The sequence below is a fragment of the Pseudomonas sp. BLCC-B112 genome (assembly GCF_028550695.1).
Taxonomy (GTDB): domain Bacteria; phylum Pseudomonadota; class Gammaproteobacteria; order Pseudomonadales; family Pseudomonadaceae; genus Aquipseudomonas; species Aquipseudomonas danubii.
Window position 1 is genome coordinate 101,765 of the sequence record NZ_JAQQGK010000005.1, and the last position, 19,116, is coordinate 120,880.

The window sequence follows — 19,116 nt, forward strand, 5'->3', positions numbered from 1 at the left end:
TCGCCGGCACGCCGGCTCCTCACCGCAGGAGCTGGGGTGCCAGCGAACAGCCCCTATAAGAAAAGATTCACTGCCCTGCGGAGCGTGCCCCGATGAACCGACCCAAAGTGTCTTTCTACAACCTGGCCTGGCGCTGGCATTTCTACGCCGGGCTGTTCGTGGCCCCTTTCATGGTGATGCTGGCCCTGACCGGCATCATCTACCTGTTCAAGCCACAACTGGACCCGTTGATGTACCCCAGCCTGCTCAAGGTGTCCGCCGGTCATCACCTGCTGAGTGCCGACGACTTGCTGCAAAGGGTGCAATCGGCCTACCCCCAGGGCCATATCAAGCAGTACCTGCCACCGATTGATGCCGAGCGCAGCGCGCAGTTCGTGGTGCAGGACAAGGGTCAGGAGCTGAATGTCTTCATCGACCCCTACCACGGCGATGTGCTCGGCGAGCAGGATGCCAAGGCCAACCTGCAGGCCGTGGCCCGGGCCATTCACGGTGAGCTGATGATCGGCACCGTCGGTGACCGACTGGTGGAACTGGCCGCTGGCTGGGGCATTGTCCTGGTGGTGTCCGGCCTGTACCTGTGGTGGCCACGGGGCAAGTCGTCGGCGGGCGTGCTGTGGCCGCGTTTCAGCGTCCGCGGCAGGCCGTTCTGGCGCGACCTGCACAGTGTGCTGGGCTTCTGGGGCGCGGCATTCCTGCTGCTGATGCTGCTCAGCGGCATGACCTGGACCGGCTTCTGGGGCAAGCAGTACGCCGACCTGTGGAACCGCTTCCCGGCGGCCATGTGGAACGACGTCCCGACCTCCGACCAGCAGGCCCGGGAGCTCAACAGCGCCACGCGCCAGACCGTGCCCTGGGCGGTGGAAAACACCCCGATGCCGATGTCCGGCGACCACGCCGAGCACATGGCCCACAACGCCGCGGACACGGCGCCGGCAGCCCCGTCCATCAGCCTGCAAGCGGTGCAGGACATCGCCCGCGAGCGCCAGGTCGAATCGGGCTACAGCATCACCTTGCCGAAGACCGCCACCGGCGTGTTCACCATCGCCGTGTTCGCCGACGATCCGCGCAACGATGCCACCCTGCATGTCGACCAATACAGCGGCAAGGTCCTGGCCGACGTGCGCTGGCAGCAGTACAGCAACGTGGCCCGGGCCACGGAGGTTGGGGTGATGCTGCATGAAGGCAAGATGTTCGGCCGCGTCAACCAGATCCTGGTGCTGGTGGTGTGCCTGATGATCCTGCTCAGCGCCGTGAGCGGCATGGTCATGTGGTGGCAGCGTCGTCCCCAGGGCCGACTCGGCGTGCCCCCGCTGCGCCACGACCTGCCGAAATGGAAAACCGCAATGCTGATCATGGCACTGCTGGCCTTGGCATTTCCTTTGGTTGGAGCCTCGCTGATTGGGGTGTGGCTGCTCGATCGCCTGCTGCTTTCACGCTTCAACCGCGGGCCTGAATCTGCTTCATCTTCAACATGAATCAGCCGAGATGCGCGTTCCAGAGGGCTCTGTAGAATCTCGGCGCCTTAGCCATGCACAGTTATAATGTTACTTTATAACACTAAAGTGTAAGATCCCTGCCCGCAGTCCCCCACTGCGGGCAACCCCCTCGAAGAAGTGATTCACCGTCCCGATGAACAAGTACTTGCTGCCCAGCCTTTGCCTGATGGCCTTGCCTCCCCTGGCTCAGGCGGATGATTCCGCCGCCCCCCTGACCCTGCCCACCGGCACCATTTCGGCTCCGGCCAGCGCGGCCGACGACAGCGTCAGCCTGAAGACCCCCACCAGCGCTGGCTCGCGCTTGGGCCTCAGCGCCCTGGAAACCCCGGCCAGCACTGACAGCCTGAGCGGCGAACGGATTCGCGCCCGGGGTGACCGCAGCATTCAGGACGCGGTCTCCCGCAGCGCCGGCATCAGCCGCACCGGCACCCCAGGCGACGGTGGCACTTCGTTGTCGGCACGGGGTTTCACCGGGCAGAGTTCGGTGATGCAGCTGTATGACGGCAACCGCATGTACACCGGCATGGGCACCGTGACCTTCCCGGTGGACAGCTGGGCGGTGGAACGGGTCGACGTGCTGCGCGGCCCGGCCTCGGTGCTGTATGGCGAAGGCGCCACTGGCGCGGTGATCAACACCCTCCCGAAAAAGCCCTTCAGCGGCGCAATCGAAAACCACCTGCGCCTGGGCTACGGCTCCTTCGATCGCCAGCAGCAGGCCCTGGACAGCGGTGGCTCCCTGAGTGACACCTTGAGCTACCGGCTCAACCTCAACCGCGAGCGCAGCAACGGCTGGATCGACCGTGGCGACTCCTCCGGCGATTTCGTCAGTGCCGCCCTGCGCTGGCAGGCTCGCGACGACCTGACCTTTACCCTGGCCCACGACTACGGCGACCAGAACCCGATGAACAACTTCGGCACGCCGCTGATCAACGGGCGCTTCCACAAGAGCCTGCGGGACAAGCACTACAACGTGCGCAATGACCAGCAGCACTACAACGACCAGTGGACCCGCCTGACCAGCGAATGGCAGATTACCGACCAGGTCAGTGCCAGCAACGAGCTGTATTACCTCAAAGCCCAGCGTCGTTGGCAGAACGCCGAGAACTACAACTTCAACCCGACCACCGGCCAACTGAGCCGCAGCGGTTACTACGCTATCGGCCACCAGCAGGAACAGGTCGGCGACCGCCAGACCTTCACCTTCAAGCACTCGCTGCTGGGCCTCGACAGCCAGACCCTGACCGGCGTCGACTACAACCGCATTCGCTTTCACCTGAAAAGCAATTCGCCCTTCACCGACAGCTTTACCAACGGTCAACCGCTGGACCTGTATCACCCGGCCCCGGGCGACTTCACCAGCAACAGCCCCTACCGCGATCAATTCAAGACCACCACCAAACAGATGTCGGTGTTCGCCGAAAACCGCCTGCAGCTCAGCGAGCGCTGGTCCCTGGTGACCGGTGTGCGCCGCGACTATGCGCACATTGATCGGGATGACTTGAAGGACGACAGCCGCAGCGACAAGACCCTGACCGGCAATAACTGGAAGGCCGGGCTGGTGTTTGCCGTCACTCCGGATACGTCCGTGTACGGTCAGTACTCCACCAGCACCGACGGCGTCGGCGGCCTGATTTCCCTGAGCAAGAGCCAGCAGCAATTCGACCTGTCCAGCGCCAGGCAGAGCGAGATCGGCCTCAAGCAGGCGTTCTGGGACCAGCGTGGCGAATGGACCCTGGCCGCCTACCACATCGTCAAGAAGAAGCTGCTGACCGATGTTCCCGGCGACCCGGGCCAGAAACAGCAGGTGGGCCAGCAATCCTCCAACGGCCTGGAGGCCAGCCTGGACCTGCAACTGCCCCACGCCTGGCAACTGCAAGCCAACGCCGCCCTCGTTCGCGCCCAGTACGACGACTTCAAGCAGGACGTCAACGGTGTGCAAGTCTCCCGCGACGGCAATCGCCCTGTGGACGTGCCCCGGCGCACCGCCAACCTATGGCTGAGCAAAGCCCTCAACGATGACCTGCGGGCCGGCGCCGGAGTGCGCTACGTGGATGCGCGCTACGCCGATATGGCCAACCGCAATGAGTTGCCCAGCTACACGGTGGTCGATGCCAACCTGTCGTGGAAAGCCCTGCCCAATACCACCCTGGGCCTGCAATTGAACAACCTGTTTGACCGCCAGTACGCACAAAGCCAATACAATGACGGCCAGCAATGGATACTCGGCGAGCCACGCTCGTTCTTCGTCACCGCTGACTACACCTTTTAACCCCACCTGGCGCTACGGCACGGGGATCACACGGACACCGCATGACCTCGCTGAACCTCACCAACCTGGCCTGGACACCCCTGGGCCAGGGCCACTGCCATCACCAGTTCCAACTGCGTGAGGCCAGCCTGCACGTGGCGGCCGGCGAGTTCGTCGGCCTGATCGGGCCCAACGGCAGCGGCAAGACCAGCCTGCTGCGCTGCGCCTATCGCTTCAGCAAGCCGCAGCAGGGCGAGGTGCAGCTTGAGCATCAGAATGTGTGGAAGCAATCGCCACGCTGGTGCGCGCAACGCATCGCCGTGGTGCTCCAGGAGTTCCCCGACGCCTTCGGCCTGACGGTGGAGGAAGTGGTCGCCATGGGCCGCACGCCGCACAAAGGCCTGTTCGACGGCGACACCGAACAAGACCGGCGCATCGCCCGCGAGGCCCTGGAGTCGGTGGGCCTGCTGGGCTTCGAAGACCATGCTTTCGCCACCTTGTCCGGGGGCGAGAAACAACGGGTGATCCTGGCCCGGGCCCTGGCCCAGCGCCCGCAACTGCTGATCCTCGATGAACCGACCAACCACCTCGACCCGCGCTACCAGCTGGAGTTGTTGCAACGGGTCAAGCGCCTGGGCATCGGCACCCTGGCGAGCATCCATGACCTGAACCTGGCCGCGGCCTTCTGCGACCGGCTGTATGTCCTCGATCACGGACGCATCGTCGCCAGCGGCACTCCCACCGAAGTGCTCACGGTCGATCTGCTGCGCAACGTCTTCGGCGTCGAGGCGCTGATCGACGCCCACCCCCTGTCCGGCTACCCACGAATCACCTGGATCACTCAACCATGACCTTGCGCTCCCTGCTCCGCTCCGGCCTCGCCCTGACCCTGTTCCTGGGCACCGCCCAAGCCTTCGCCGAAGCGACCCACTACCCGCTGACCATCACCAGCTGCAACCGTGAAGTGACCTTCAAGCAAGCGCCGCAACACGCCCTCAGCCATGACATCAACATGACTCAGATGATGCTCGCCCTGGGGCTCAAGTCGCGGATGGTGGGCTACAGCGGCGTCAGTGGCTGGAAGGCCGTGACCCCGCAAATGAGCACCTTGCTCGACGGTCTGCCGGAGCTGGCGGCCAAGTACCCGTCGGTGGAAACCCTGCTCAACGCCAACGTCGACTTCCTGTTCGCCGGCTGGGACTACGGCATGCGCGTCGGCGGCGACCTCACGCCGCAGACCCTGGCGCCGCTGGGGATCAACGTCTATGAGCTGACCGAGTCCTGTGCCTTCGTGATGAAACGTCCGGCGGCCAGCCTCGAGGACACCTACAACGACCTGCGCAACCTGGGGCGGATCTTCGACGTGCAGGACCGGGCCAACGCGCTGATCGCGCAGATGCAGGAGCAGGTCGCCGAGGTACAGAAGGACCTGCCCAAGGACCCGCCCCGGGTGTTCCTCTACGACAGCGGCGAAGACCGCGCCATGACCTCGGGCCGCCTGGGCATGCCCCAGGCCCTGATCGATGCCGCTGGCGGGCGCAACATTCTCGATGACGTCGAGGCCAGTTGGACCCGGATCAACTGGGAGACGGTGGTCGAGCGCAACCCGCAGGTGATCGTCATCGTCGATTACAGCGAAGTCACGGCCGAGCAGAAGCAGCAGTTCCTGCTGAACAACCAGGCCCTGCAAGGAGTCGACGCGATCAAGAACCAACGCTTCATCGTCATTCCTTATGTGCAAGCCACCCCGGGCATCGACAACGTGCTGGCCGTGGAAACCCTGGCCAAGGGTTTCCACGGCGAATGATCAAGGGTCGTTATGCCTGTCTGTTACTGACCCTCGGCGCCCTGCTGCTGGTGTCCTGCGTGCTGTCCCTGGGGTTTGGCCCGGCGCGGGTGCCGGCGGAGGTGGTCTGGCGGATTCTCCTGCACAAGGCCCTGGGCCTGGGTACGGTGGACTGGAGCCCGGGCCAGGAGCATATCGTCTGGCTGATCCGCGTCCCGCGCATGCTCCTCGGCGCTTTGGTCGGCGCCGGGCTGGCGCTGATCGGCGCGGTGCTGCAGGCCGTGACCCGCAATCCCCTGGCCGACCCGCACCTGCTGGGGGTGACCTCCGGCGCCACCCTCGGCGCGGTGATCGTGGTGCTGCACCTGGGGCAGGTCATCGGCCTCTTGACCCTGCCCCTGGCGGCCTTTATCGGCGCCCTGGCGAGCATGCTCCTGGTGCTGGGCATCGCCGCGCGCAACGGGCGCCTGGACAGCGACCGCCTGCTGCTGTGCGGGGTGGCGGTGTCCTTCGTGATGATGGCGGTGGCCAATCTGCTGCTGTTCATGGGTGATCACCGGGCCAGCTCGGCGGTGATGTTCTGGATGCTCGGCGGCCTGGGCCTGGCGCGTTGGGAACTGCTGACGATTCCTGCCGCCAGCGTGCTGCTGGGGCTGGGGTTGCTGCTGGGCATGGCACGGCCGCTGAATGCCTTGATGGCCGGGGAACAGACCGCCGTGACCCTGGGCCTGAACGCACGCAACGTCCGCCTGAAGGTGTTCCTGATCGCCTCGCTGATGACCGGGGTGCTGGTGTCCATCAGCGGCTCCATCGGCTTTGTCGGGCTGATGGTGCCGCACATCGCCCGGCGCCTGGTGGGCGCCGAACATCGCCGCTTGCTGCCAGCGTGCGTGCTGCTGGGCAGCCTGTTCCTGGTCTGGGTCGACGTCGCCGCGCGTACCCTGATCGCCCCTGAGGACCTGCCCATCGGCGTGGCCACCGCGGCCATTGGCGGGCTGTTCTTCATCGGCCTGATGCGCCGCCGCTGATCCACCCGCCGCTGTAGGAGCCGGCTTGCCGGCGAAGGCGCCCGTGAGCCTTGTGCCAGGTTCGAGGGCCTCTTTGCTGGCAAGCCAGCTCCTACAATCGTCGCCCTTGCTTTAAGATCGCGCGCTTGGATCTCTCAGGATGAGTCTCATGTTCAGAACCGCATTCTTGGCCTTGCTGCTCGGCACCACCCTTGGCGCCCAGGCCGGCACCTCGGTCGACGTCTCGAAAATCTACGGCAACATCCAGATCGTCAACAGCTTCCCCGACTACAAGGTCAAGGTGGTGAACTCCTTTCCCGATCTGAAGGTCAAGCAGGTCAACTCCTTTGCCGACGCGCCGGGCAAGTGGAAGATCGTCAACAGCTTTCCCGATTACAAGATCCAGATCGTCGACTCCTTTCCCGATTTCACCATCAAATACGTCGACTCCTTCCCTGGGGTTAACTGAAGCCCCTGGCTGACCCAGGCTGCCGCTCTGCGGCAGCACCACAATGACGCATCCCTGCGCACCATCCTCTGCGCAAAGCCTCCTCTTGGGGCATCACCTAGCCGCTCACTGCCGCTAAGACCGACGTTTTCATGCCCTGCGGCGACTCGGCACATCCCTTGCAAAACAGCCCTTCAGCACAGGCGGAGTGAAAACTACTGCGTTTTCGCTGCGCCTGAGAAGTCGCATCTACCACCTGAAAAAATCAAGAGTTCATGGAGATCGCACAATGAAGCGTCGTAGTTTGCTCAAGGCTTTCACTCTCTCGGCAAGCATTGCCGCGATGGGCATGACCTGGACCGTCCAGGCCGCCGAGACCATCAAGGTCGGTATCCTGCATTCCCTGTCGGGGACCATGGCGATCTCTGAAACCTCGCTCAAAGACATGGCGCTGATGACCATTGACGAGATCAACGCCAAGGGCGGGGTCAACGGCAAGCTGCTGGAACCGGTGGTGGTAGACCCGGCGTCCAACTGGCCGCTGTTCGCCGAAAAGGGCCGGCAGTTGCTGACCCAGGACAAGGTGGCGGTGGTGTTCGGCTGCTGGACTTCGGTGTCGCGCAAATCGGTGCTGCCGGTGTTCGAAGAGCTCAACGGCCTGCTGTTCTACCCGGTGCAGTACGAAGGCGAAGAAATGTCGCCCAACGTCTTCTACACCGGCGCCGCACCTAACCAGCAGGCGATCCCGGCGGTGGAGTACCTGATGAGCGAAGACGGTGGCAGCGCCAAGCGCTTCTTCCTGCTGGGCACCGACTACGTCTACCCGCGCACCACCAACAAGATTCTGCGTTCGTTCCTGCACGCCAAGGGCGTGGCCGACAAGGACATCGAAGAGGTCTACACCCCCTTCGGCCACAGCGACTATCAAACCATCGTCGCCAACATCAAGAAGTTCTCCGCCGGCGGCAAGACCGCGGTGATCTCCACGGTCAACGGCGATTCCAACGTGCCCTTCTACAAGGAACTGGCCAACCAGGGCCTGAAGGCCACCGACGTGCCGGTGGTGGCGTTCTCGGTGGGCGAAGAAGAACTGCGCGGCATCGACACCAAGCCGCTGGTGGGCAACCTCGCGGCGTGGAACTACTTCGAATCGGTGGATAACCCGGTGAACCAGAAGTTCGTCGCCGCCTGGAAGGCCTACGCCAAGGCCAAGAACCTGCCGGGGGCAGACAAGGCCGTGACCAACGACCCGATGGAAGCCACTTACGTCGGCATTCACATGTGGGCCCAGGCGGTGGAGAAAGCCAAGTCCACCGATGTCGACAAGGTCCGCGAAGCCCTGGCCGGGCAGACCTTCGCCGCGCCCTCGGGCTACACCCTGACCATGGACAAGACCAACCACCACCTGCACAAGCCGGTGATGATCGGCGAGATCCAGCCGGACGGTCAGTTCAACGTGGTGTGGCAGACCGAAGGCCCGATCCGCGCCCAGCCCTGGAGCCCGTACATACCGGGCAACGACAAAAAGCCGGACTACGCGGTCAAGAGCAACTGATCGCCGGATGGACGCCAAGCCTTCAGGCCCGGCACACCCCCTGTACCCGCTGCCGCTGGCTGCGATCGGCCTCGAAGAGCACGTGCTCTTGAGGCCTTTGAAGGTTCTGCGGACCTCATCGCAGCCTGCGGCAGCGGCTACAGAACCACGCTACGCGCAAGGCCACTGATATGCCCACTGCCCTCTACCGTTTGATCCTCGCCTGCCTGTTGCTGCTGCCCATGGCCGCCCAGGCCGGCGACGCCGAAGACTTCGTCGCCGGCAACTCCAGCGAACAGGCCCGGCTTCTGGAAAGCTGGGCCGCGCAGCCCGACCCGGCGCGCCTGGAACTGCTCATGGCCCTGCAACAAGGCCAACTGAGCATGGCCGGCGAAACCAAGCCCCTGCGCCTGAACAACCGCTTGCGGGGCCTGATCGACAGCGCCCTGGCCAGCCACCAACTGCTCGCCGCCGACGCCCAGAGCCGGCTGGCCGCCGCCCGCCAATTGCAGAAAAGCGCCAAGCCGGCGCAATTGAAATTCCTCGATGCCCAGCTCGCCGCCGAGCAAGACCCCGGCGTGCACGCCGCCCTGAGCCTGGCCCTGGCCAACCTGCAACTGGTGGACAGCGACCCGGCGGTGCGTCTGGCCGCCGTGCGCCTTTTGGGGGAAACCGGCGACCCACTGGCCCGCACCCGCCTCGAAGGCCTGCTGCAACCCGGGGTCGAGGCCGATGCCAATGTGCGCACCGCCGCCGAAACCAGCCTGGCCCAGGTCAAGCGCAAGCTGCTGGTGGGTGAAGTCCTCGGCCAGGCCTTCAGCGGCTTGTCCCTGGGTTCGATCCTGCTGCTGGCGGCCCTGGGCCTGGCCATCACCTTCGGCCTGCTGGGGGTGATCAACATGGCCCACGGCGAGATGCTGATGCTCGGCGCCTACGCCACCTACGTGGTGCAGCTGCTGTTCCAGCGCTACGCCCCACAAGCCATCGAGTACTACCCGCTGCTGGCACTGCCGGTGGCGTTCTTCGTCACCGCCGGGATCGGCATGGCCCTGGAACGCATGGTGATCCGTCATCTGTATGGCCGGCCCCTGGAAACCCTGCTGGCCACCTGGGGCATCAGCCTGATGCTGATCCAACTGGTGCGCCTGCTGTTCGGCGCGCAGAACGTCGAGGTGGCGAACCCGGCCTGGCTCTCCGGCGGCATCCAGGTATTGCCCAATCTGGTACTGCCCTACAACCGCATCGTGATCATCGCCTTCGCGCTGTTCGTTGTCGTGCTCACCTGGCTGCTGCTGAACAGGACCCGCCTGGGCCTGAACGTGCGAGCAGTGACCCAGAACCGCAACATGGCCGCGTGCTGCGGCGTGCCCACCGGCCACGTGGACATGCTCGCCTTCGGCCTCGGCTCGGGCATCGCCGGCCTTGGTGGCGTGGCCCTGAGCCAGGTCGGCAACGTTGGCCCGGACCTGGGCCAGAGCTACATCATCGACTCGTTCCTGGTGGTGGTGCTCGGCGGCGTCGGGCAACTGGCCGGCAGCGTGCTGGCGGCCTTTGGCCTGGGGGTGGCGAACAAGATCCTCGAACCGCAGATCGGCGCCGTACTGGGCAAGATCCTCATCCTGGCGCTGATCATTCTGTTCATCCAGAAACGCCCGCAAGGACTCTTCGCACTCAAAGGACGGGTGATCGACTGATGAATCAACCACTGCTCATTACCGCCACCCAGAAAGCCGGGCCCAAGGTCACGATCGCCGTCGGCGCGCTGCTGCTCCTGGTGCTGCTGGCCTTGCCGCTGTTGTCACTGCTGCCGGCGGACAACCCGCTGCAGGTCTCGGCCTACACCCTGACCCTGGTGGGCAAGATCCTCTGCTACGCCATTGTCGCCCTGGCCCTGGACCTGGTCTGGGGCTACGCCGGGCTGCTGTCCCTGGGCCACGGCCTGTTCTTCGCCCTGGGCGGCTACGCCATGGGCATGTACCTGATGCGCCAGGCAGCAGGCGACGGCCTGCCAGCGTTCATGACCTTCCTTTCGTGGAGCGAACTGCCCTGGTACTGGACCGGCACCAACCACTTCCTCTGGGCCCTGTGCCTGGTGGTGCTGGCGCCGGGTCTCTTGGCCCTGGTGTTCGGTTTCTTCGCCTTCCGCTCGCGGATCAAGGGCGTGTACTTCTCGATCATGACCCAGGCCCTGACGTTTGCCGGAATGCTGCTGTTCTTCCGTAACGAGACCGGTTTTGGCGGCAACAACGGCTTCACCAATTTCCGCAGCATCCTGGGTTTTGGCATCACCGAACCCGGGACTCGCGCGGTGCTGTTCCTGGCCACGGTGCTGCTGCTGGTGGCCAGCCTGTACCTGGGCTGGCGCCTGGCCCGGAGCAAGTTCGGCCGGGTGCTGACCGCCCTGCGCGATGCCGAGAACCGCCTGATGTTCTGCGGCTACGACCCGCGTGGCTTCAAGCTGTTCGTCTGGGTCTTGAGCGCGGTGCTCTGTGGCTTGGCCGGGGCCCTGTATGTGCCCCAGGTGGGCATCATCAACCCCAGCGAGATGTCCCCCACCAACTCCATCGAAGCCGCCGTGTGGGTGGCCCTGGGCGGACGCGGCACGCTGATCGGGCCGCTGCTGGGCGCCGGGCTGGTGAACGGCATGAAGAGCTGGTTCACCGTGGCCTTCCCCGAATATTGGCTGTTCTGCCTCGGCGCCCTGTTCATCGTGGTGACCCTGTACCTGCCCAAGGGCGTGATCGGCCTGCTGAAGAAACGAGGTGAACAATGAGAGTCACAGCCACCGCGGACTTCATGCTCGAACCCATTCTCGACGCCAACAAGGACGCCGGCGCCAGCCGCGACGCCATCGGCCTCGGACACGCCGCCGGCAAGGGCCTCAACACCCGCCACGGCACCCTCCTGACCCTGGAAGACATCAGCGTCAGCTTCGACGGTTTCAAGGCCCTCAACGACCTCAACCTGTACATCGGCGTCGGCGAGCTACGCTGCATCATCGGCCCCAACGGCGCCGGCAAGACCACCCTGATGGACGTGATCACCGGCAAGACCCGCCCCACCCAGGGCAAGGCCTGGTTCGGCGAAACCCTGGACCTGACCCGGATGAGCGAAGTGCAGATCGCCCAGGCCGGGATCGGCCGCAAGTTCCAGAAGCCCACGGTGTTCGAGGCCCTGAGCGTGTTCGAGAACCTGGAGCTGGCGCAGAAGACCGACAAGTCGGTGTGGGCCAGCCTCGGGGCGCGCCTGAGCGGCGAACAGAAAGACCGCATCGCCCAGGTGCTGGAGACCATTCGCCTGAGCCCTTCGGCCCAGCGTCAGGCCGGCTTGCTGTCCCACGGTCAGAAGCAGTTCCTGGAGATCGGCATGCTGCTGATGCAAGACCCGCAACTGCTGTTGCTGGACGAGCCAGTGGCGGGCATGACCGACGCCGAGACCGAGTTCACCGCCGAGCTGTTCAAGACCCTGGCGGGCAAGCATTCGCTGATGGTGGTGGAGCACGACATGGGCTTTGTCGGCTCGATTGCCGACCACGTCACCGTGCTGCACCAGGGCAGCGTGCTGGCCGAAGGGTCGCTGGAGCAGGTGCAGGAAAACGAGCGGGTGATCGAGGTGTACCTCGGCCGCTGACCCAACCAACCACCTTTGTAGCCGCTGCCGCAGGCTGCGATCAGCCTTGAAGAGGACGTGCTCTGCAAGGCCCATGAAGGTCCTGTGGACCTTGTCGCAGCCTGCGGCAGCGGCTACAGGTTTTTGAAGGAATCCGAACATGCTGCAAGTCGACCAGCTGCACCAATACTACGGCGGTAGCCACATCCTGCGCGGCCTGAGTTTCGAAGCCCGGATCGGCGAAGTCACCTGCCTGCTGGGACGTAACGGCGTGGGCAAGACCACCCTGCTCAAATGCCTGATGGGCCTGCTGCCGGTCAAGGAAGGCGCGGTCAACTGGGAGGGCCGGACCATCACCGGCTACAAGCCCCACCAGAGGGTCAACGCCGGGATCGCCTACGTGCCCCAGGGCCGGGAAATCTTCGGCCGCCTGAGCGTGGAGGAAAACCTGCTGATGGGCCTGTCCCGCTTCCCCGGCTCCCAGGCCAGGGAAGTGCCGGCCTTCATCTACGAACTGTTCCCGGTGCTGTTGCAGATGAAGCAGCGCCGTGGCGGCGACCTCTCCGGCGGCCAGCAGCAACAGCTGGCCATCGGTCGCGCCCTGGCCAGCCGCCCCCGGCTGCTGATCCTCGATGAGCCCACCGAAGGCATCCAACCCTCGGTGATCAAGGAGATCGGCGCGGTGATCAAGCAACTCGCCGCCCGGGGCGATATGGCCATTGTGCTGGTGGAACAGTTCTACGACTTTGCCGCCGAACTGGCGGACCAGTACCTGGTGATGTCCCGGGGCGAAATCGTCCAGCAGGGCCGCGGGGAAAATATGCAGGCAGAAGGTGTACGCGGCCTGGTTACGATCTAATCTGTAGCTTCCTAACGATAACGACCCAGCATGAACTCACCTGCCGCCACCGCCCTGTTCACCCCCAGCTGGCACGCCGAGCTGGAACTGGCCTATGCCCGTTTCGGCGCCACCACGCGCCCGGTGCTGCGTCGCCACCTGGGCCCGCTGCGGGTGCAGAAGCACCTGTATGCCGAAGGCCCCGAGGTGTGCCAGCACATCATCGTCCACCCACCCGGCGGCATCGCCGGCGGCGACCGGCTGGCCATCAGTGCCCGGGTCGAGCGCGGCGCCTGGGCACAGCTGACCAGCCCCGGTGCCGCCAAGTGGTACCGCGCCACCGGTCCTGCCAGCCAGACCCTGAGGCTGCAAGTGGCGCCGGGGGCGACCCTGGAATGGCTGCCCCAGGAAACCATTGTCTTCAGCGCCGCCCAGGCCGAACTGACCACCCTGATCGAACTGCAAGGCGATGCCCGGCTGTTCTACTGGGATGTCGTGGCCCTGGGACGCCCGGCCAGTGGCGAGCGCTTCGAGCAAGGGCACTTCCAGGCTCACCTGGATATCCAGCGCGACGGCCGACCGCTCTGGCATGAGCGCCAGCGCATCAAAGGCGGCGACGGCCTGCTGGATTCCCCCATCGGCCTGGACGGCCAGCCAGTGTTCGCCACCTTGCTGGTGACCGGTGAAATCGACAGCCAACTGCTGGAGCGCTGCCGCGCCCTGGAACACCCGGTACGTGGCGATCTGAGCCAACTGCCGGGCCTGCTGGTGGCCCGCTGCCTGGCCAGTGAAGCCCTGCAGGCCCGGGCCTGGCTGATCGACCTGTGGCGCCTGCTGCGCCCGGCGTTGCTGGGCCGCGAGGCCGTGCCGCCGAGGATCTGGAACACCTGACGCCGACTCTTTTTTCAACTGCCCAACAACGGATTGATCACGATGGACCTGACCCCACGCGAAAAAGACAAGCTGCTGATCTTCACCGCCGGCCTGGTGGCCGAGCGGCGACTGGCTCGCGGCCTCAAGCTCAATTACCCGGAAGCCATGGCCTTTATTTCCGCGGCGCTGCTCGAAGGCGCCCGGGATGGCCAGACCGTGGCTGAACTGATGCACTACGGCACCACGCTGCTGAGCCGTGAACAGGTGATGGAAGGCATCCCGGAGATGATCCCGGAGATCCAGGTCGAGGCCACCTTCCCCGACGGCACCAAGCTGGTCACCGTCCACCAACCCATCGCCTGAGGCCGCGCCATGACCTATCGCATCCGCGACGCATTGCACGCCGACCTGCCGGCGATCCGCGACATCTACAACGACGCCGTGCTCAATACCACGGCGATCTGGAACGACTCGCCGGTGGACCTGGGCAACCGCCAAGCCTGGTTCAGCGCACGCCAGGCCCAGGGCTACCCGATCCTGGTGATCGTCAACGCCGAGGAGCAGGTGCTCGGCTACGCTTCCTTCGGCGACTGGCGACCCTTCGACGGCTTTCGCCACACCGTGGAACATTCGGTCTATGTCCGCCGCGACCAGCGCGGCAACGGCCTGGGTCCACAGCTGATGGCGGTGCTGCTGGAACGTGCCCGTGGCTGTGACAAGCACGTGATGGTGGCCGCCATCGAGAGCGCCAACGCCGCCTCGATCCGTCTGCATGAGCGCTTCGGTTTCATCAGTACCGGGCAGATGCCCCAGGTGGGCACCAAGTTCGGCCGCTGGCTGGACCTGACCTTCATGCAGCTGATTCTCAACCCTGGGGCACAACCGCCCGCCCCTCACAAGGAGTGACCTCTCGATGAACGCCGCCCAACTGCGCCGAGTCCATGGAGAAAGCTTTGCCCATTACCGTCAAGGATTGATCGACCTGCTGCTGGATTCGGTGCACCACGGCGCGTCCATCGGCTTCATGGCCGATCTGGACGACAGCCAGGCCCGGGATTACCTCGGCAGCGTGCAGGCAGGCGTCGAGGACGGCAGCCTGATGCTGTGGGTGGTGGTTCACGATGAGAAGGTCCTGGCCAGCGTGCAACTGGCGCTGTGCATGAAGGCCAATGGGCGCAACCGCGCCGAGGTGCAAAAGCTCCAGGTGCTGCACAGCGCCCGGCGCCGCGGCCTGGGCCAGCAACTGATGAACGCCCTGGAGCAGGCCGCCCGCCAGCACAAGCGCGGGCTGCTGTACCTGGACACTGAGGCAGGGTCGGCGGCCGAGGACTTCTACCGCTCCCTGGGCTACACCCGGGTTGGCGAGCTGCCCAACTACTGCCAGAGCCCGGACGGCACCTACACCGCCACCGCCATCTACTTCAAGACCCTGGGACCCCCCCTATGATTCCTGGCCAATACCAGATCCAGCCCGGCGAGATCGAACTCAATGCCGGGCGCCGCACCTTGACCCTCAGCGTGGCCAACAGTGGCGACCGGCCGATCCAGGTCGGCTCCCACTATCACTTTTTCGAAACCAACGACGCCCTGACCTTCGACCGCGCCGCCAGCCGCGGCATGCGCCTGAACATCGCCGCCGGCACCGCGGTGCGCTTCGAACCGGGACAGACCCGGGAAGTGGAACTGGTGGATCTGGCCGGCAAGCGCCGGGTGTTCGGTTTTGCCGGACGCATCATGGGCGACCTCTGATCCCTCGCCCCCACGCACATAGGAGCCAGCTTGCTGGCGAATGCGGTCTTTCGGGCCCCTTCGCCGGCAAGCCGGCTCCTACAAGACCTGTTTCTGTAAGGAGCTGCGATGAAGATTTCCCGTGAGGCCTACGCCGATATGTTCGGCCCTACCGTGGGCGACAAGGTGCGGCTGGCCGATACCGAGCTGTGGATCGAAGTGGAGCAGGACTTCACCACCTACGGCGAAGAAGTGAAGTTCGGCGGCGGCAAGGTGATCCGCGACGGCATGGGCCAGAGCCAGCTGCTGGCGTGCGATGTGGTGGACACCCTGATCACCAACGCGCTGATCATCGATCACTGGGGCATCGTCAAGGCTGACGTCGGCTTGAAGGACGGGCGCATCGCCGCCATCGGCAAGGCCGGCAACCCGGATATCCAGCCCGATGTGACCATCGCCATCGGCGCCAGCACCGAGGTCATCGCCGGTGAAGGCATGATCCTCACCGCCGGCGGCGTCGACACCCATATCCACTTCATCTGCCCGCAGCAGATCGAAGAGGCGCTGATGAGCGGGGTCACCACCATGATCGGCGGCGGCACGGGGCCGGCCACCGGGACCAACGCCACCACCTGCACCTCCGGACCTTGGCACATGGCGCGCATGCTCCAGGCCGCGGACGCCTTCCCGATGAACATCGGTTTTACCGGCAAGGGCAACGCCAGCCTGCCGGAGCCCTTGATCGAACAGGTCAAGGCGGGGGCCATCGGCCTCAAGCTGCACGAGGACTGGGGCAGCACCCCGGCCAGTATCGACAACTGCCTGAGCGTGGCCGATGAGTACGACGTGCAGGTGGCAATCCACACCGACACGCTGAACGAATCCGGCTTCGTCGAAACCACCCTCGGCGCCTTCAAGGGCCGGACCATCCACACCTACCACACCGAAGGTGCCGGCGGCGGCCATGCCCCGGACATCATCAAGGCCTGCGGCTTCGCCAATGTGCTGCCCAGCTCGACCAACCCGACCCGGCCCTTCACCCGCAACACCATCGACGAGCACCTGGACATGCTCATGGTCTGCCACCACCTGGACCCGAGCATCGCCGAGGACGTGGCCTTCGCCGAGAGCCGCATCCGCCGCGAGACCATCGCCGCCGAAGACATCCTCCATGACCTGGGCGCGTTCTCGATGATCAGCTCCGACAGCCAGGCCATGGGCCGGGTCGGCGAGGTGGTGACCCGCACCTGGCAAACCGCCGACAAGATGCACCGCCAGCGCGGCCCGCTGCCGGGCGACGGCCCGGGCAACAGCAACTTCCGGGTCAAGCGCTACATCGCCAAGTACACCATCAACCCGGCCATCACCCACGGCATCAGCCATGAGGTGGGCTCCATCGAAGTGGGCAAATGGGCCGATCTGGTGCTATGGCGTCCAGCGTTCTTTGGGGTCAAGCCGACCCTGATCCTCAAGGGCGGGGCCATTGCCGCTAGCCTGATGGGCGACGCCAATGCCTCGATCCCGACCCCGCAACCGGTGCACTACCGACCGATGTTCGCAAGCTTCGGCGGCAGTCGCCACGCCACCAGCCTGACCTTTATCAGCCAGGCCGCACTGGACGCCGGCGTACCGGAGCAATTGGGGCTGAAGAAGCGCATCGCCGTGGTCAAGGGCTGTCGCACCGTGCAAAAAAGCGACCTGATCCACAATGACTACCTGCCGAACATCGAGGTCGACCCGCAGACCTATCAGGTCAAGGCCGATGGGGTACTGCTGTGGTGCGAGCCGGCGGATGTATTGCCCATGGCCCAGCGTTACTTCCTGTTCTGAGGCGTGCCCGGCCACTGGGCAGGCGCGATGTTGAAGCCGTGGATAAGGCGCTAAGATGCGTGTCGGTTTTCCACTCTCTGCCCAATAAGGTGCCCGGCTATGCGCCTGTCCGATTTCATCGTGCAGCACGTTGATCGAATCGTTGATGAATGGGAACAATTTGCCAGGACCCTGGCCGCGGACACTCTGACCCGCAGCGACCTGCGGGATCACGCCACCTCGATCCTGCTGGCGGCCGCCCGGGACATGCGCATCACCCAGAGCCCGGGTGAACAGCTGGCCAAGGCCAGGGGCGAAGGCCCGGAGAAATCCCCGAGCCTGGATGCAGCCGCCGCCAGCCATGGCGAACTGCGCCATCACGTGGGTTTCGATCTGGTGCAGATGACGTCCGAGTTCCGCCACCTGCGGGCCTGTGTGATCCGTCTGTGGGTCGCCAGCCTGGTAACCCCGGACCTGGAACACCTGCAGGACATGATCCGTTTCAACGAAGCCATCGACGAAGCCCTGGCCGAGTCCACCTGCGCCTATGCCGAGCAGGTCAGCCGCTCACGGGACATCTTCCTGGCGATTCTCGGCCACGACCTGCGGGCACCGTTGCAGGCGGTGAGCATGTCCACCGAGATGCTGGCGCGCAAAGTGCCGCTGGATGGCGACGCCCAGGCCTTTGTCTCACGCATCAAGACCGGCACCCGACACATGGGCGCCATGGTCAGCGATTTGCTGGAGTTCGTCCGCAGTCGCCTGGGCAACGGCCTGCCCATCGACCCCGCGCCCATGGACCTGGCCAGCGCCGCCAAGGCGGCCATGGACGAAGCCTGCGCAGGACAGCCCGATTGCACGCCGTTACTGAGCTTCGAAGGTGACAGCCATGGCATCTGGGACCGGGGACGTATCGAACAGATGCTGCAGAACCTGATCGGCAACGCCCTGCAACACGGCAGCAACCGCCGTACCGTGACCGTGACCATTACCGGCGGTGCGGAACAGGTGCTGTTGACCGTGCACAATTACGGCACGCCGATTCCCAAGGAAGCCCTGGGCACCCTGTTCGATCCTTTGGTACGCAGTGCCGATGAGGAACTGGGCAGCACCAGCACCAGCCTTGGCCTGGGGTTGTTCATCGTCAAGGAAGTGGTGACCGCGCACCAAGGCAGCATCGAGGTCAGCTCCAACGAGAGCGACGGCACCACCTTCACCGTCACCCTGCCGCGGGTCTCCCGCGCCTGAGGCTCGCTATAACTGCTGCTGCCCTCTGTAGCCGCTGCTGAGCGCCAGCGAAGCTGCGAACGAGGACGCAGTACTCGCAACCTGCTTTTTTCTGACACGCCGCAGCGGCCTGTTTTTACGGCCGCTGCACGCCCGGTCGCAGCCTCGCTGGCGCTCGGCAGCGGCTACAGGTCATCAGTCCAGCAGCAGGCGGCCCAGGCGCTGCTTGAGCATCTGGTTCTCCGCCCGCAGTTGCCGCACCTCGTCCAGCAGGTCCAACGCCAGGGCGACGCCTTCCCACTCCAGGTCCAGGTCGCGGCGCAACTTCGCCGCGCGCTTGGCCAGGGCCAGTTCGACATCATTGAAGCGCCAGTCCTTGGGCGCCGTCCCCTGAGGTTCGAGGATGCCGTGTTCGACGATTTCGATCACGTAGGCCGCCGACAGGTCGGCCACTTCACAGAACTCTTCCATGTCCAGCTGAACGATCAGGGTGCTCATGATCAGCGCCTCCTA

Annotated in this window: 19 protein-coding genes; 18 read left to right on the forward strand and 1 reads right to left on the reverse strand. The window is 64.9% G+C overall.

The genetic code is table 11. The features are described 5' to 3' along the window. The first annotated feature begins 92 nt into the window (after positions 1 to 92). The 18 genes from PQT43_RS14375 to PQT43_RS14460 all read left to right on the forward strand — a co-directional run bounded on the left by PQT43_RS14375 (position 93) and on the right by PQT43_RS14460 (position 18,624). Entirely contained in the window at positions 93 to 1,475 is a 1,383-nt protein-coding gene (locus tag PQT43_RS14375) for a PepSY-associated TM helix domain-containing protein (protein WP_272754189.1), read from the forward strand. Positions 1,476 to 1,629: 154 nt separating this feature from the next. Next, positions 1,630 to 3,765, forward strand: a complete 2,136-nt coding sequence (locus tag PQT43_RS14380; protein WP_272754190.1) for a TonB-dependent receptor — start codon at positions 1,630 to 1,632, stop codon at positions 3,763 to 3,765. A 41-nt stretch (positions 3,766 to 3,806) separates the two neighbouring features. Then, complete coding sequence (locus PQT43_RS14385) at positions 3,807 to 4,595, forward strand: ABC transporter ATP-binding protein (RefSeq protein ID WP_102881966.1); 789 nt, start codon at positions 3,807 to 3,809, stop codon at positions 4,593 to 4,595. Then, entirely contained in the window at positions 4,592 to 5,551 is a 960-nt protein-coding gene (locus tag PQT43_RS14390; protein ID WP_123391274.1) for an ABC transporter substrate-binding protein, read from the forward strand. Before PQT43_RS14385 ends, PQT43_RS14390 begins: the two co-directional genes overlap by 4 nt. After that, positions 5,548 to 6,558, forward strand: coding sequence for a FecCD family ABC transporter permease (locus tag PQT43_RS14395; protein WP_272754191.1), 1,011 nt, complete (start codon positions 5,548 to 5,550; stop codon positions 6,556 to 6,558). The genes PQT43_RS14390 and PQT43_RS14395 overlap by 4 nt, the downstream gene beginning before the upstream one ends. Before the next feature lie 148 nt (positions 6,559 to 6,706). Further along, positions 6,707 to 7,006 carry a hypothetical protein gene (locus PQT43_RS14400; RefSeq protein ID WP_102862968.1) on the forward strand — a complete coding sequence of 100 codons (300 nt, stop codon included), beginning with the start codon at positions 6,707 to 6,709 and terminating at the stop codon, positions 7,004 to 7,006. A 268-nt stretch (positions 7,007 to 7,274) separates the two neighbouring features. Continuing rightward, positions 7,275 to 8,540: an urea ABC transporter substrate-binding protein gene (gene urtA / locus PQT43_RS14405; RefSeq protein ID WP_102862967.1), complete on the forward strand. Its 1,266-nt coding sequence runs from the start codon at positions 7,275 to 7,277 to the stop codon at positions 8,538 to 8,540. Between the two features lie 170 nt (positions 8,541 to 8,710). Beyond that, positions 8,711 to 10,213 (forward strand): urea ABC transporter permease subunit UrtB, encoded by a 1,503-nt coding sequence (urtB, locus tag PQT43_RS14410; protein WP_272754192.1) that lies wholly within the window; start codon positions 8,711 to 8,713, stop codon positions 10,211 to 10,213. Continuing rightward, positions 10,213 to 11,292 (forward strand): urea ABC transporter permease subunit UrtC, encoded by a 1,080-nt coding sequence (urtC, locus tag PQT43_RS14415; protein WP_102881971.1) that lies wholly within the window; start codon positions 10,213 to 10,215, stop codon positions 11,290 to 11,292. Before urtB ends, urtC begins: the two co-directional genes overlap by 1 nt. Then, a complete protein-coding gene (gene urtD, locus PQT43_RS14420; protein WP_102881972.1) occupies positions 11,289 to 12,149 on the forward strand; it encodes an urea ABC transporter ATP-binding protein UrtD in 861 nt (286 codons plus the stop codon). Before urtC ends, urtD begins: the two co-directional genes overlap by 4 nt. Positions 12,150 to 12,288: 139 nt before the next feature. Beyond that, positions 12,289 to 12,987, forward strand: a complete 699-nt coding sequence (gene urtE, locus PQT43_RS14425) for an urea ABC transporter ATP-binding subunit UrtE (protein ID WP_102862963.1) — start codon at positions 12,289 to 12,291, stop codon at positions 12,985 to 12,987. A 30-nt stretch (positions 12,988 to 13,017) separates the two neighbouring features. Beyond that, complete coding sequence (locus tag PQT43_RS14430) at positions 13,018 to 13,857, forward strand: urease accessory protein UreD (protein ID WP_102881973.1); 840 nt, start codon at positions 13,018 to 13,020, stop codon at positions 13,855 to 13,857. A gap of 42 nt (positions 13,858 to 13,899) precedes the next feature. Beyond that, positions 13,900 to 14,202, forward strand: a complete 303-nt coding sequence (locus PQT43_RS14435; protein ID WP_102881974.1) for an urease subunit gamma — start codon at positions 13,900 to 13,902, stop codon at positions 14,200 to 14,202. Between the two features lie 9 nt (positions 14,203 to 14,211). Then, positions 14,212 to 14,745, forward strand: coding sequence for a GNAT family N-acetyltransferase (locus PQT43_RS14440; RefSeq protein ID WP_102881975.1), 534 nt, complete (start codon positions 14,212 to 14,214; stop codon positions 14,743 to 14,745). A gap of 7 nt (positions 14,746 to 14,752) precedes the next feature. Then, positions 14,753 to 15,286, forward strand: a complete 534-nt coding sequence (locus PQT43_RS14445) for a GNAT family N-acetyltransferase (RefSeq protein ID WP_272754194.1) — start codon at positions 14,753 to 14,755, stop codon at positions 15,284 to 15,286. Further along, the gene (locus PQT43_RS14450) at positions 15,283 to 15,588 is read left to right on the forward strand and encodes an urease subunit beta (protein WP_102862959.1); all 306 of its coding nucleotides are present in this window, start codon (positions 15,283 to 15,285) and stop codon (positions 15,586 to 15,588) included. The genes PQT43_RS14445 and PQT43_RS14450 overlap by 4 nt, the downstream gene beginning before the upstream one ends. A gap of 108 nt (positions 15,589 to 15,696) precedes the next feature. After that, the gene (gene ureC, locus PQT43_RS14455) at positions 15,697 to 17,397 is read left to right on the forward strand and encodes an urease subunit alpha (protein ID WP_102881977.1); all 1,701 of its coding nucleotides are present in this window, start codon (positions 15,697 to 15,699) and stop codon (positions 17,395 to 17,397) included. A 99-nt stretch (positions 17,398 to 17,496) separates the two neighbouring features. Beyond that, positions 17,497 to 18,624: a sensor histidine kinase gene (locus tag PQT43_RS14460; RefSeq protein WP_102862957.1), complete on the forward strand. Its 1,128-nt coding sequence runs from the start codon at positions 17,497 to 17,499 to the stop codon at positions 18,622 to 18,624. A 174-nt stretch (positions 18,625 to 18,798) separates the two neighbouring features. Here the strand turns inward: PQT43_RS14460 and PQT43_RS14465 are convergent, their stop codons facing one another. Beyond that, positions 18,799 to 19,101, reverse strand: a complete 303-nt coding sequence (locus PQT43_RS14465) for a chaperone modulator CbpM (protein WP_102862956.1) — start codon at positions 19,099 to 19,101, stop codon at positions 18,799 to 18,801. Positions 19,102 to 19,116 lie beyond the last annotated feature (15 nt).